Origin of the sequence: Yokenella regensburgei ATCC 49455 (assembly GCF_000735455.1) — a bacterium.
Taxonomy (GTDB): domain Bacteria; phylum Pseudomonadota; class Gammaproteobacteria; order Enterobacterales; family Enterobacteriaceae; genus Yokenella; species Yokenella regensburgei.
This window is the reverse complement of the sequence record NZ_JMPS01000084.1, coordinates 25,289-39,869: the sequence shown is the minus strand read 5'-3', so window position 1 is coordinate 39,869 and position 14,581 is coordinate 25,289. Positions and strand designations below refer to the sequence as shown.

Below are 14,581 nucleotides of genomic sequence, written 5' to 3'. Positions count from 1 at the left end.
CTGCCATCATCATATGTTGATAATTTATCGGCAGCCCGCGCAAATTCTTTAAAAAGATTATAGGTTAATCAGAATATTCCCATCAGCATTGACCCTGCCACTGACCACCTGGCCCGATGACATGCGCACGCGGGCGTTTTGCGCCACCGCAGCGTTGTTTAATGCCTGACCTTCTCCATTGACGCTAAAGCCCTCACCGCTGGCGATAACCTGGACCTTCTGACCGGCTTTTACCCGCCATGCCTGCCGCAGCATCGACAGCTGAACCGGCTGACCAGGGGCCAGATCGCGCAGGCTGATAGCATCCTGTGCCTGCGCAATATCCAGCATGGTACGTGGCGGAAGGGTATCCAGTCTGCCACGTTTTAACGTCACACTCTCCGACTGTAGCAGGCTGCCACGCGTGACGGCCTGTGCCGCCACAACGTAATTGCCTACCGCCTGAACATCGACCTGCAGATAACGTTTCTCCGAGCCGCATTGTGCCAGCACGTTCAGGTGCCCCCACAGACGAGCGCTGGAAGGCACGCTCAGCGCGGGTTCATCACATTGCGGAAAAGTGTTTTCCGGGCTGCGAACGTTCACCGTCACGTCGTCGCTGAAACCGGCGAGCCGTTGGGCGAAAAACGTCGTCAGTTGCGCATTGAGATCCTGCGCCAACGCCAGCGGGCTTAGCAACAGCAAGCCAAGTGTCAGAGTACTTTTCAGGATACGCATCGCCACCCCAGTCTGTTCAGGAATGACAGGATTCTACCCGTAGTGCAAAGAGTTCAACGGAATAAATAGCGACGCATTTTGCGTTTATTCCGGCGATAACCTTGGCGCATAGAGAATTAAAGTGTGCGCTGAATCTTTGTCATTAGCGGAGGAGCCATGCTCGATAAACTCGACGCCGCGCTACGTTTTCAGCAGGAAGCGCTGAATCTGCGTGCCGGTCGTCAGGAGATTCTGGCTGCCAATATTGCCAACGCCGATACCCCGGGGTACCAGGCGCGCGATATCGACTTTGCCAGCGAACTAAAAAAAGTGATGGAGCGTGGTAGGGCAGAAACCAATGGTGTTTCACTGTCGTTGACCTCTGCTCGTCATATCCCCGCCCAGGCGATGACTGCACCGCAGACCGACCTGCTGTACCGCATTCCCGATCAACCGTCGATGGATGGCAACACCGTCGATATGGACCGGGAACGTACGCAGTTTGCGGATAACAGCCTGCAGTATCAAACCGGGTTGACCGTCCTTGGCGGACAAATCAAAAGCATGATGAGCGTACTGCAGGGGGGTAACTGATGGCGTTGCTTAACATTTTTGATGTTGCAGGTTCTGCGCTTACCGCACAGTCCAAGCGACTGAACGTGGCGGCCAGCAACCTGGCGAACGCCGACAGTGTGACCGGGCCAGATGGCCAGCCGTATCGTGCCAAGCAGGTGGTGTTCCAGGTCGATGCCCCTCTGGGTGCGGCGACGGGGGGTGTGAAGGTCAGCGATGTGGTGGAAAGCCAGGCACCGGACAAGCTCGTGTACCAGCCGGGTAACCCGCTGGCGGACGCAAAGGGCTATGTGCGGATGCCGAACGTTGATGTCGTCGGGGAAATGGTCAACACCATGTCAGCGTCCCGCAGCTACCAGGCGAACGTTGAAGTGCTGAACACCGTGAAGAGCATGATGCTCAAAACCCTGACGTTGGGTCAATAAAGGAGGAAACCATGTCGATAGCGGTTAACGTTAACGATCCCACGAATACCGGAGCGACGACCAAAACCGGCGGATCCGGCTCACTCACCGGCAGTAACTCTGCGGATCTGCAGAACAGCTTTCTCACCTTACTGGTGGCGCAGCTGAAAAACCAGGATCCGACCAACCCGATGCAGAACAACGAACTGACCACGCAGTTGGCGCAGATCAGTACCGTAAGCGGCATTGAAAAACTCAACACCACCCTGGGTTCAATCTCCGGACAGATAGACAGCAATCAGTCGCTGCAGGCAGCGTCGCTGATTGGTCGTGGCGTCATGATCCCGGGTAACGTGATTCTGGCCGGTTCTGAGAAAACCTCCGATGGCGACAAAGTCAGTACGCAGGAGGCGACCGAGGGCGGCAAGGTCAGCACCACGCCGTTTGGCGTTGAGCTGCAGCAGCCTGCCGATAAAGTCACCGTCACCATTACCGACAATACCGGCAAAGTGGTACGTACCCTTGAACTGGGCGGTCTGTCTGCCGGTGTTCATACCTTTACCTGGGATGGTACGCAGACGGATGGCAGCAATGTTCCGGACGGTGCTTACAACGTTTCCATTACAGCCAGCAACGGCGGTACGCAGCTGGTCGCCCAGCCGCTGAAGTTTGCCCCGGTTCAGGGGGTGACTCGTAATGCCAACGGTAACGTGCTGGATCTCGGTGTCTTCGGCACCACCACGCTCAGTGAAGTTCGCCAGATTCTCTAAGCCTTCAACCTTATCAGGAGAAAGTTATGTCCTTTTCTCAAGCGGTCAGCGGCCTGAATGCTGCTTCGACTAATCTCGATGTCATCGGCAACAACATTGCCAACTCCGCCACTTATGGCTTTAAATCCGGCTCAGCGTCATTTGCTGACATGTTCGCCGGCTCCAAAGTGGGTCTTGGTGTAAAAGTTGCCGGGATCACTCAGGATTTCACCGACGGTACCACCACCGGTACTGGCCGTGCGCTGGACGTCGCTATCAGCCAGAACGGTTTCTTCCGTATGGTCGACAGCAACGGCACCATTTACTACAGCCGTAACGGCCAGTTCAAGCTCGATGAAAACCGTAACCTGACCAACATGCAGGGTATGCAGCTGACCGGCTACCCGGCAACCGGTACTCCGCCGACCGTTCAGCAGGGTGCAAACCCGGTTCCGCTGAATATCCCGAATACGCTGATGGCGGCGAAAGCCACCACCACCGCGTCTCAGCAGATCAACCTGAACTCCACCGACAAACTGCCGAAGGTGTCTCCGTTCGATCCGGCTAACGCTGACAGCTACAACAAAAAAGGGTCTGTGACCGTTTACGACAGTCTGGGTAACTCCCACGACATGAACGTTTACTACGTCAAAACCGCGGATAACAAATGGGATGTCTACACCCAGGACTCCAGCATCGCGGGTTCCACCGCCATTAAACAGGCGCAGATGACCTACAGCGACAGCGGTGCGCTGACCGAAGTACGTAACTACGATCCGGCAACCGGCGCGCTGGCACCGACCGCTAACGCCCAGCCGCAGATCGACATCGCCATGGGTTCTCTGAACGGCTCTCAGGCCAGCACCTTTAGCCTGAGCTTCCTGAACTCCATGCAGCAGAACACCGGCTCTAACAACATCGTGGCGACCAACCAGAACGGTTTCAAACCGGGCGACCTGGTGAGCTATCAGATCAACGACGACGGCACGGTAGTCGGTAACTATTCCAACCAACAGAGCCAGGTTCTGGGTCAGATTGTTCTCGCCAACTTCGCGAACAACGAAGGTCTGCAGTCCGAAGGCAACAACGTCTGGTCAGCGACTCAGTCTTCCGGCGTGGCGCTGCTTGGCACCGCGGGCGAAGGTAACTTCGGTAAGCTCACCAACGGTGCGCTGGAAGCCTCTAACGTCGATCTGAGTAAAGAACTGGTGAACATGATTGTCGCGCAGCGTAACTATCAGTCTAACGCGCAGACCATCAAAACCCAGGATCAGATCCTCAACACCCTGGTTAACCTGCGCTAAGCGCCTGAAGGGATGGCTTAATGGATCACGCAATATATACCGCGATGGGCGCGGCCAGCCAGACGCTGGATCAGCAGGCAGTGACTGCCAGCAACCTCGCCAACGGCTCGACGCCTGGTTTTCGCGCTCAGCTGACGGCGTTACGTGCGGTGCCTGTTAACGGGGAAACCGTGCAGACCCGTACGCTGGTTACTGCTTCCACGCCGGGTGCCGATATGACGCCGGGTCAGCTGGACTATACGGCACGGCCGCTCGATGTTGCGCTGCAGCAGGACGGCTGGTTAGCCGTTCAGGCCGCAGACGGCAGCGAAGGATACACCCGTAACGGTAACATCCAGGTCACCCCAACCGGACAGCTCACCATTCAGGGAAATCCGGTCATTGGTGAAGGCGGCCCGATTGTGGTGCCGGAAGGTTCCGAAGTCACTATCGCGGCCGACGGTACCATTTCTGCGCTTAACCCGGGCGATCCGCCGAACACCATTGCGCCGGTGGGACGACTGAAACTGGTGAAAGCCCAGAACAATGAAGTGGTGCGCGGTGATGACGGTATGTTCCGTCTCAGCGCCGCCGCACAGGCGACCCGTGGGCCAATGTTACAAGCTGACCAGAGTATTCGCCTGCAGTCCGGCGTACTGGAAGGAAGTAACGTTAAACCTGTGGCGGCAATGGCCGATATGATCGCCAGCGCGCGTCGTTTCGAAATGCAGATGAAGGTTATCAGCAACGTCGATAGCAACGCGCAGAAGGCTAACCAACTCTTGTCTATGAGCTAAAGATTATGATCAGTTCATTATGGATCGCCAAAACCGGCCTGGACGCGCAGCAAACCAATATGGACGTGATTGCCAACAACCTGGCAAACGTCAGCACCAATGGTTTTAAGCGCCAGCGCGCCGTGTTTGAGGATTTGTTATATCAGACCATCCGTCAGCCGGGTGCTCAGTCTTCTGAGCAAACCACGCTGCCGTCTGGTCTGCAGATTGGTACCGGTGTTCGTCCGGTGGCGACTGAGCGTCTGCACAGCCAGGGCAACCTGTCTCAGACCAACAACAGTAAAGACGTGGCGATCAAAGGCCAGGGCTTCTTCCAGGTAATGCTGCCGGACGGCACCATGGCGTATACCCGCGATGGCTCCTTCCAGGTAGATCAGAATGGCCAACTGGTGACCGCTGGCGGCTTCCAGGTGCAGCCGGCCATTACCATTCCTGCGAACGCCCTGAGCATCACCATCGGTCGTGATGGTGTGGTCAGCGTAACCCAGCAGGGGCAAACCAACCCGGTGCAGGTCGGTCAGCTTAACCTGACCACCTTTATGAACGATACCGGTCTGGAGAGCATTGGTGAAAACCTGTACACCGAAACCCAGTCCTCCGGCGCGCCGAACGAGAGCACGCCGGGGCTGAACGGCGCCGGTTTGTTGTACCAGGGGTACGTTGAAACGTCGAACGTTAACGTGGCAGAGGAACTGGTCAATATGATCCAGGTTCAGCGCGCCTACGAAATTAACAGTAAGGCGATTACGACCACTGACCAGATGCTGCAGAAACTGACGCAGCTGTAAGAGGTAACCGGTGCGAGTTTCTCGCACCGGATTTTTTATTCAGAAGATGAAAGCAATGCAAAAATCCGCTGCGTTTTGTTATCCGCTTCTTACCGTTATGGTGCTATCCATGACGGGATGCGCATTGATCCCGACCAAGCCGCTGGTGGAAGGCGCGACCTCCGCACAGCCCACGCCTGGCCCGGTTCCTGTGGTCAACGGTTCTATATTCCAGACTGCGCAGCCGATTAACTACGGCTATCAGCCACTCTTTGAGGACCGACGACCTCGCAACATTGGCGACACTCTGACTATCCAGCTTCAGGAAAACGTCAGCGCCAGTAAGAGCTCGTCGGCGAATGCCAGCCGCGACGGGAAAACCAACTTTGGTTTCAGTACCGTACCGCGTTATCTGCAGGGGCTGTTTGGCAACGGACGTGCCGATGTGGATGCCGCAGGCGGCAACAGCTTTAACGGTAAGGGTGGGGCGAATGCCAGCAACACCTTCAGCGGCACGCTGACCGTCACCGTCGATCAGGTCCTGTCTAACGGTAACCTGCACGTGGTTGGTGAAAAACAGATAGCCATCAATCAGGGCACCGAATTTATCCGCTTCTCCGGCGTTGTAAACCCACGCACGATAAGCGGCAGCAACACCGTACCTTCCACCCAGGTGGCGGATGCCCGCATCGAGTACGTGGGTAATGGTTATATCAACGAGGCGCAGAACATGGGTTGGCTGCAGCGCTTCTTCCTTAACTTATCGCCGATGTAAACGAGGTGAATTATGTTTAAAACCCTGGTTAGCATGGTTCTGGTACTGGTGACAGGATTCGCACATGCCGAGCGTATTCGCGATCTCACCAGCATTCAGGGCGTGCGGGAAAACTCCCTAATCGGTTATGGCCTGGTGGTGGGGCTGGATGGTACAGGTGACCAGACCACGCAGACGCCGTTTACCACCCAGAGCCTGAATAACATGTTGTCGCAGCTCGGGATCACCGTTCCGGCCGGGACTAACATGCAGTTGAAAAACGTGGCGGCGGTGATGGTTACCGCCCAGTTCCCGGCGTTCGCCCGTCAGGGGCAGACCATCGACGTGGTGGTCTCTTCCATGGGTAACGCTAAAAGCCTGCGCGGCGGTACGCTGGTGATGACGCCGTTAAAAGGGGTCGATAACCAGGTCTATGCGCTGGCGCAGGGGAACATTCTGGTCGGCGGCGCGGGGGCGTCGGCGGGCGGTAGCAGTGTGCAGGTGAACCAGCTTAACGGCGGGCGCATTACCAACGGTGCGGTGGTTGAACGTGAGCTGCCGAACCAGTTTGGCTCCAGCAATACCATCAATCTGCAGCTGAATCAGGAAGACTTTACCCTGGCGCAGCAAATTGCCGACACCATTAACCGCCGCAGCGGTTACGGCAATGCTACCGCGCTTGATGCGCGTACCGTTCAGGTGCATGCACCGACCGGTAACAGCAGCCAGGTGCGTTTGCTGGCCGATATCCAGAATATGGAAGTGAACGTCACGCCGCAGGATGCGAGGGTGATTATCAACTCCCGTACCGGCTCCGTGGTGATGAACCGCGAAGTGACGCTCGACAGCTGTGCCGTTGCGCAGGGTAACCTCTCGGTGACGGTGAACCGTTCCCAGCAGGTGAGCCAGCCGGATACGCCATTTGGCGGTGGGCGGACGGTGGTCACACCGCAAACGCAGATTGATATGCGTCAGAGTGGTGGTGCGATTCAGAGCGTTCGTTCCAGTGCGAATCTCAACAACGTCGTCCGGGCGCTCAACGCGCTGGGGGCATCGCCTATCGAGCTGATGTCGATCCTCCAGTCGATGCAAAGCGCGGGCTGTCTGCGTGCCAAAGTTGAGATTATCTAATGCTGAGTGATAGCAAACTGCTGAGCGGTGCGGCCTGGGACGCACAATCACTCAACGAACTGAAGGCCAAAGCGGGTCAGGACCCGCAGGCCAACCTTCGATCTGTCGCCCGGCAGGTCGAAGGGATGTTCGTGCAGATGATGTTGAAAAGTATGCGAGAAGCCCTGCCGAAAGACGGGGCGCTCAGTACCGATCAGACGCGTCTTTATACCAGTATGTACGATCAGCAAATTGCCCAGCAGATGACCGCCGGTAAAGGGCTGGGTCTTGCCGAGGAGATGGTGAAACAGATGGGCGGCGCGCAGGGCGACGCCGCGCCTGCCGCCCAGGTACCGCTGAAGTTCGATCTGCAAACGGTGACGACTTACCAGAATGACACCCTGCGCCAGATGGTACGTAAAGCCATTCCTCAGGCGCCGTCGGGCAGCGATGCTGCGCTTTCCGGTGACAGCAAAGACTTCCTGGCACAGCTCTCGCTTCCGGCAAAACTTGCGAGCCAGCAAAGTGGTATTCCACACCACCTGATTCTGGCGCAGGCCGCGCTGGAATCCGGCTGGGGCCAGCGGCAGATCCGTCGTGAAAACGGCGAGCCAAGCTTCAACCTCTTCGGGGTAAAGGCCTCATCCGACTGGAAGGGCAAGGTGGCGGAAATCACCACCACGGAATTTGAAAATGGCGAAGCGAAGAAAGTGAAAGCCAAATTCCGCGTTTACAGCTCGTATCTGGAAGCGTTATCCGATTATGTGGGTCTGTTGACCCGCAACCCGCGCTATGCCGCAGTGACCAACGCCGCGACGGCGGAGCAGGGCGCACAGGCGCTGCAGAGCGCCGGATACGCCACCGATCCGAACTATGCCCGTAAGCTCACCAGTATGATCCAACAGCTGAAATCCATGGGCGAAAAAGTGAGCAAAGCCTACAGCAACGATATTGAAAATCTGTTCTGAAATCACTCAAGTTTGTCGTGCTGTGGTCGATAACAACGCTATAAAAGAAGAGATAAGGAACAGCCATGTCCAGTTTGTTTAACAGCGCAATGAGCGGACTCAGCGCCGCTCAGGCAGCGCTGAACACCGTCAGTAATAACATCTCCAGCTACAACGTCGCCGGCTACACCCGTCAGACAACAATTCTTGCGGCAGCAAACAGCTCGCTGGGCGCCGGTGGCTGGACCGGAAACGGGGTGAACGTGACTGGCGTTCAGCGCGAATATGACGCGTTCATCACCAACCAGCTGCGCGCCGCACAAAACCAGGGCAGCGGCCTGACCACGCGCTACCAGCAGATGTCGAAAATCGACAACGTGCTCTCCGATACCACCAACTCGCTCTCCGCCACGCTGCAGGATTTTTTCAAAAGTATGCAGACGCTGGTGAGCAACGCCGAAGATCCGGCAGCGCGTCAGGCGGTGCTGGGTAAAGCCAACGGACTGGTAAACCAGTTTAAGGTGACCGATCAGTATCTGCGTGACCAGGACAAGCAGGTTAACCAGTCTATTGCCTCAAGCGTTGATCAGATCAACAACTATGCCAAACAGATTGCCAGCCTGAACGACAAGATTGCCCGCATGACCGGCGTTGGCGCAGGAGCGTCACCGAACGATCTGCTCGATCAGCGCGATCAGCTGGTGACTCAGCTGAACCAGCTGGTGGGCGTTGAAGTGAACGTGCAGGACGGCGGCACTTACAACATCACCATGGCGAACGGCTATAACCTGGTGCAGGGAACGTCTGCCCGTCAGCTGGCCGCCGTACCGAGCAGCGCGGATCCATCCCGTACCACGGTTGCTTATGTTGATGATGTTGCCGGAAACGTTGAGATTCCGGAAAAACTGCTGACCAGTGGTTCACTCGGTGGTCTGTTGACCTTCCGCACTGAGGATCTGGATAAAGCACGTAATAACCTGAACCAGCTGGCGATGGTTTTTGCCGACTCGTTCAACCAGCAGCATACTCAGGGTCTGGATGCCAACGGCGATCCGGGCAAAGAGGTGTTCTCCTTCGGTAAGCCTTCCGTCGTAGGCAACAGCAAAAACAGCGCTGGCGCGACGATGACGGTTGATATGACCGACAGCAGCAAAGTTCAGGCGACTGATTACAAAGTGGAATACAAAGGCGGTCAGTGGCTCGTTACGCGCACGGCCGATGACACCACGGTAAACGGTAACTTCGACCCGGCGACCAACACGCTGAGCTTTGATGGCCTGAAAGTGAGCGTCGGTGGTACCGCCGCGACTGAAAACAACAGCTTCACCGTTAAACCTGTGAGCGACGCCATCGTCAACATGGGCATGAAGATCACCGATGCTTCACAGCTGGCAATGGGTAAAAACGACCCGACCAGCGGCGAGAGCGACAACCGTAACGGTCAGGCGCTGCTCGATCTGCAGAACAAGAAGCTGGTAGGTGGCTCAAAGTCGTTTAACGATGCCTACGCCTCGCTGGTGAGCGATGTCGGTAACACCACCGCCACGCTTAAAGTCAGCAGCACGACGCAGGGCAATGTGGTGACCCAACTGACCCGTGAACAGCAGACTATCTCCGGGGTGAGCCTCGATGAAGAGTACGGCAAGCTGCAGCTTTTCCAGCAGTATTACCTGGCGAATGCGCAGGTACTGCAAACGGCAAACACGCTGTTTGATGCGTTAATTAATATTCGCTAAGGAGACATAAAGTCATGCGTGTCAGTACTTTAATGATGTACCAGCAGAATATGCGTGGTATCACCGATTCCCAGTCAACCTGGCTTGGTTACGGTGAGCAGATGTCTACCGGTAAACGTGTTAACCGTCCGTCTGATGACCCGATCGCGGCCTCCCAGGCGGTGGTTTTGTCGCAGGCGCAGGCGCAAAACGCGCAGTTCAGCACCGCGCGTCAGTTTGCCAGCCAGCGCGTTTCGCTCGAGGACAGCGTGCTCAATCAGGTCGGCTCTGCCATCACCTCCGCCCAGGAGAAAATCATCAGTGCCGCAAAGGGGACGCTGAGCGATGATGACCGCGCCTCCATGGCAACTGACCTGCAGGGGATCCGCGATCAGTTGTTAAACCTGGCTAACGGTCAGGACGGCAACGGTCGTTACATGTTTGGCGGTTATAACACGGACAAGCCACCGTTTGATGCTAACGGTAACTATGTTGGTGGCACCAACAACATCGAACAGCAGGTGGATTACTCTCGTACCATGGTCATCGGCCATACCGGTAACAAGATTTTTGATGCCCTGACCAGCAATGCCGTACCTGAGCCAGACGGTAGCCCGTCTGAGACCAACGTGTTCAAAATGCTCGATACGGCGATTGCCGCACTGAAAACACCGGTTGAAGGTGATGATGCTAAAGGTGAAGTTGCGCTGGCGGCAATCGAGAAAACCAACCGTGGCCTGCGTAACTCTCTGAACAACGTTCTGAGCGTTCGTGCCGAACTTGGTACGCAGATGAATGAGCTGACGCAACTGGATGCGCTGGGGGCTGACCGTACGCTGAGCCAGACCGCGCAGATGAGCGATTTGGTCGACGTTGACTGGAACGCCACTATCTCTAACTACGTGATGCAGCAGGCTGCTTTGCAGGCATCCTACAAGACTTTCAGCGATATGCAGGGAATGTCCTTGTTCCAGCTGAACCGATAAGCTCTCGTTTTTAAAGCTGGTCTGGAAACTGGGCCGCTTTCTCTGCCCGCCCCATTCACCCCGGGGCGGGCCTTTTTTTATCTGCGATCCTGCTAACCGTCTTTGCACCGCACAATAAAAAAGGGCCCATGTTAAACATGGGCCCTTTTATCTTTACTCAGGGGCGGTGAGATACCGCCCGCAGAGAGACTGGCTTACTCAACCGGCTGAGGGCGGGTTGGGGCAGCGCTTGCCTGCTGAGTGGCGCTATGACCACCGGCAGCACCTTTACCGTCGAAAGCGAAGGCCGGGCGAACCCAGTCGCTGTGACGCGCGGCTTCTGGTACGTAGTCCGGTGCCGGAGCGCGAGTCATCGGTGCAGTGGCATGATGATTATCATCGCTTGCAGCCGGTGCTTTGGTTTCCACCGGTTTCGCGGCTTCTACCGGCGCTGCGACAACCACGGGCTCCTGAACGGCAACCGCTTCCGGCGCTGTAACAGGGGCGACAACAGGCTGTACGGCCATTTCCACTTCAGCAGCCGGTTCTACTTCCTCGGCAACTTCTTCTGCAACTACTTCATCCTGCTCAGCGATGAAATGCGGCTGCTCGCTTACGGCAGTGGCAATGACTTCAGGATGGCTGGTCTCTACCACCGGTGCCTGAGGGGCTTCGGTGGCGGTCTGCGGTTCTGCGACTTCAACGTCTTTCACCGCTTCAGCAACCACTTCTGCTGCAACAACCGGGGCAGTTTCAACGACAGCCGGTGCCTGAGGTTGTTCTTCAACGACCACTGGTGCAACCTGCTGCATCATCTCAGCTTCACGCTGCTCTTCAGCAACCTGATCCTGCGGGCGCGCAACCGGGTAGCGGATCCAGACTTTACCAGAGGCCATTTCCGGAGACATGCACGCTACGGTCAGCGGCATCGGAGACTGCAGCGGGTAACGCTCATCACGATAACGACGACGGCGCTGACCGCTGACGCGCAGGTGGCGCGGAGAGCGGCGTGAGCGGCGCGGCATACCGGCAGCATCACGGGCTTCTGCGTTGTCATCCTGCTCGGTCGGTGCTTCCACGACGGCTGGCAGATCGAGCTTCGCGAGTTCGGTACGCGGAGCGCGAGCCGGTGCTTCGGTTTCAGCCTGAGCTTCTACCGGTGCAGACTCTGTACGGATCTCTTCTGCAGACTCGTAGCGCACTTTCTGGGTCAACTGACGCGGCTTACGACGCGGCATGGTCTGCTGAACGCTTTCTTCCTGCTCGGTTTCCTGAGCCGGTTGTTCTTCGCGGTTCAGCGCTTTGACTTCCTGCTGTGCCTGACGCTTGTCGTCGTTACGGCGACGGTTACGCTCGCGGCGTGACTGCTGCTGATCGTCACGACCTTTCGCTTTTTCACCGTCTTCCTGCGCCAGCGGCTGACGCTGTTCGCGCGGTTCGCCGTTCTGCTGCTTATCGCGGCGGTTACGACGGTTCTCTTCACGACCTTCCGCGTTCTCGCTACGGTTGTCGCGATTATCACGGTTGTCACGGTCGCGGTTATCGCGGTTATCGCGGTTTTCATTGCGGTCACGGCGATCGTTGCGGTCGCGGCGGTTGTTCTGACGCGGTTTACGACGATCCTGTTGACGTTCCTGCTTCTCTTCTTTCTTCGCCGGAGCCTGTTCAACTTCTTTCGGCGGCTCGCTGCCAGCAAACAGGTTTTTCAGCGCGCCGAAGAAGCGGCTCACCAGACCAGGTGCCGCCGGGGTTGCCACGGCAGGAGCCGCTTTTGCCGCAGCAGCAGGGGCTTTCGGTGCCGCCTCGGCTTCTGGTGCAGGCGGTACGTCCGGCATGGTGAAGGTGGCCAGCGCCGGTTGTTCCGGACGCTTACGCTCAGCAGGCTCTTCGTCAGCCGGTAGCGCCATCTCTTCTTCGTGCAGTTTCGGCAGCAGGTAGCTCAGGGTGGTGGTTTCTTCACCCTTACGCACGCGCAGCACCGAGTAGTGCGGCGTTTCCATCTGATCGTTCGGCACGATGATGCAGCGAACGCCGCCCTGACGGGATTCGATTTCGCTAACCGCTGCACGTTTTTCGTTCAGCAGGTAAGAGGCAATCGGCACCGGCACAATGGCGTGAACTTCTTTGGTGTTCTCTTTCAGCGCTTCTTCTTCAATCAGACGCAGAATAGAGAGCGACAGTGATTCGTTATCACGTACGGTACCAGTACCGGAGCAGCGCGGGCAGACGTGATGGCTGGACTCGCCAAGCGACGGGCTCAGACGCTGACGGGACATCTCCAGCAGACCGAAGCGGGAGATATGGCTAATCTGGATACGCGCACGGTCCTGGCGCACCGCTTCACGCAGACGGTTTTCCACTGCACGCTGATGGCGTACCGGGGTCATGTCGATGAAGTCGATAACGATAAGGCCGCCGAGGTCACGCAGACGCAGCTGGCGGGCGATTTCATCGGCCGCTTCGAGGTTGGTGTTAAACGCCGTTTCTTCGATGTCGCCGCCGCGAGTCGCGCGGGCGGAGTTGATATCGATGGCGGTCAGCGCCTCGGTGGAGTCGATAACAATAGAACCACCGGACGGCAGACGGACTTCACGCTGGAAAGCGGATTCGATCTGCGATTCGATTTGGTAGTGGCTGAACAGCGGGATTTCACCGGTGTACAGTTTGATTTTGCTGCTGAAATCCGGACGACCGAGCGCCGCGATGTGCTGGCGAGCCAGCTCAAGCACTTTCGGATTATCAATCAGGATTTCACCGATGTCCTGGCGCAGGTAGTCACGGAAGGCGCGAACGATAACGTTACTTTCCTGATGGATAAGGAACGGTGCCGGACGGCTTTCTGCGGCTTTCTTAATGGCTTCCCAGTGCTTCAGGCGGAAACTTAAGTCCCACTGCAGCGCTTCGGCGGATTTGCCAACGCCTGCGGTACGGACAATCAGACCCATGCCATCCGGCAGCTCGAGGCTTGCCAGCGCTTCTTTCAGTTCAGTACGGTCATCACCTTCGATACGGCGAGAGATACCACCCGCACGCGGGTTGTTTGGCATCAGTACCAGATAACTCCCCGCAAGGCTGATAAAGGTGGTTAATGCCGCGCCTTTATTACCGCGCTCTTCTTTATCAATCTGAACGATAACTTCCTGACCTTCACGCAGAACATCTTTGATGTTGGGACGGCCATGGGAGTTATAACTAGCAGGGAAGTACTCGCGGGCAATTTCTTTGAGGGGGAGGAAACCGTGACGTTCAGCGCCGTAATCAACAAATGCCGCTTCCAGACTCGGTTCAATACGGGTGATTTTGCCTTTGTAGATGTTCGCTTTTTTCTGTTCGTGGCCAGGACTTTCAATGTCCAGGTCGTACAGGCGCTGCCCATCAACAAGGGCGACACGCAACTCTTCCTGCTGAGTTGCGTTGATTAACATTCTTTTCATCGTAACTTACTCATTATTCTTGCATTGACGACTAAGCTGCGGGCAGAGTAATGCCTTTCCGGGGATGTACCGATGGCCTCGTGACTATTGACGTCGCCAACCTCACGGTTGTCGTACGCTTAAGAGGCGCAGAGTGTCGGCTGCCTGTATTTCAAACGGAAAAACAGTGCAATTAACTGGGGAACTGTCTGGGAAATTATCACCAGAGAAGATTCCGTCTACCGGTAAGGACTGCAACCCGCAGCCCGCTAACTGTCTGAAAGATCAATACGTCTTACGCCATTGCCGCGTGGTCGATCGGTCAGACAAAATGGGTCATTCCGTTACTTTGCTTGTTTTAACAAGATTCAACACGGAAAACCGCATCATTATTCCATTGCTAACCTT

Annotated in this window: 13 protein-coding genes; 11 read left to right on the top strand and 2 right to left on the bottom strand. The window is 56.6% G+C overall.

From position 1 onward, the window contains the following. Positions 1-57: 57 nt before the first annotated feature. Entirely contained in the window at positions 58-717 is a 660-nt protein-coding gene (gene flgA, locus GYRE_RS21370) for a flagellar basal body P-ring formation chaperone FlgA (RefSeq protein WP_038258267.1), read from the bottom strand. 156 nt (positions 718-873) lie between these two features. Here flgA and flgB point away from each other — a divergent pair, with 156 nt between their 5' ends. From flgB to flgL, 11 genes are all read left to right on the top strand, one after another. Further along, positions 874-1,290, top strand: coding sequence for a flagellar basal body rod protein FlgB (gene flgB, locus GYRE_RS21365; protein WP_006819456.1), 417 nt, complete (start codon positions 874-876; stop codon positions 1,288-1,290). After that, positions 1,290-1,694, top strand: a complete 405-nt coding sequence (gene flgC / locus GYRE_RS21360) for a flagellar basal body rod protein FlgC (RefSeq protein ID WP_006819458.1) — start codon at positions 1,290-1,292, stop codon at positions 1,692-1,694. Before flgB ends, flgC begins: the two co-directional genes overlap by 1 nt. Positions 1,695-1,705: 11 nt before the next feature. Then, entirely contained in the window at positions 1,706-2,443 is a 738-nt protein-coding gene (gene flgD, locus GYRE_RS21355) for a flagellar hook assembly protein FlgD (RefSeq protein ID WP_006819460.1), read from the top strand. A gap of 26 nt (positions 2,444-2,469) precedes the next feature. Next, positions 2,470-3,726, top strand: coding sequence for a flagellar hook protein FlgE (flgE, locus tag GYRE_RS21350; RefSeq protein WP_006819462.1), 1,257 nt, complete (start codon positions 2,470-2,472; stop codon positions 3,724-3,726). Between the two features lie 20 nt (positions 3,727-3,746). Continuing rightward, the gene (locus tag GYRE_RS21345; protein WP_006819464.1) at positions 3,747-4,502 is read left to right on the top strand and encodes a flagellar basal body rod protein FlgF; all 756 of its coding nucleotides are present in this window, start codon (positions 3,747-3,749) and stop codon (positions 4,500-4,502) included. A 5-nt stretch (positions 4,503-4,507) separates the two neighbouring features. After that, positions 4,508-5,290 (top strand): flagellar basal-body rod protein FlgG, encoded by a 783-nt coding sequence (gene flgG, locus GYRE_RS21340; RefSeq protein WP_006819466.1) that lies wholly within the window; start codon positions 4,508-4,510, stop codon positions 5,288-5,290. A gap of 55 nt (positions 5,291-5,345) precedes the next feature. Beyond that, complete coding sequence (locus tag GYRE_RS21335) at positions 5,346-6,044, top strand: flagellar basal body L-ring protein FlgH (protein ID WP_038258262.1); 699 nt, start codon at positions 5,346-5,348, stop codon at positions 6,042-6,044. A gap of 12 nt (positions 6,045-6,056) precedes the next feature. Continuing rightward, on the top strand, positions 6,057-7,154 hold the full coding sequence (locus GYRE_RS21330) for a flagellar basal body P-ring protein FlgI (RefSeq protein ID WP_006819469.1): 1,098 nt from the start codon (positions 6,057-6,059) through the stop codon (positions 7,152-7,154). After that, positions 7,154-8,101 (top strand): flagellar assembly peptidoglycan hydrolase FlgJ, encoded by a 948-nt coding sequence (flgJ, locus tag GYRE_RS21325; RefSeq protein ID WP_038258260.1) that lies wholly within the window; start codon positions 7,154-7,156, stop codon positions 8,099-8,101. Before GYRE_RS21330 ends, flgJ begins: the two co-directional genes overlap by 1 nt. Before the next feature lie 65 nt (positions 8,102-8,166). Further along, entirely contained in the window at positions 8,167-9,816 is a 1,650-nt protein-coding gene (flgK, locus tag GYRE_RS21320; RefSeq protein ID WP_006819473.1) for a flagellar hook-associated protein FlgK, read from the top strand. A 14-nt stretch (positions 9,817-9,830) separates the two neighbouring features. After that, positions 9,831-10,781, top strand: a complete 951-nt coding sequence (gene flgL / locus GYRE_RS21315; RefSeq protein ID WP_038258257.1) for a flagellar hook-associated protein FlgL — start codon at positions 9,831-9,833, stop codon at positions 10,779-10,781. 194 nt (positions 10,782-10,975) lie between these two features. On the opposite strand, the gene rne is transcribed toward flgL, so the two are convergent. Further along, on the bottom strand, positions 10,976-14,194 hold the full coding sequence (gene rne / locus GYRE_RS21310) for a ribonuclease E (protein WP_038258254.1): 3,219 nt from the start codon (positions 14,192-14,194) through the stop codon (positions 10,976-10,978). Positions 14,195-14,581: the final 387 nt, after the last annotated feature.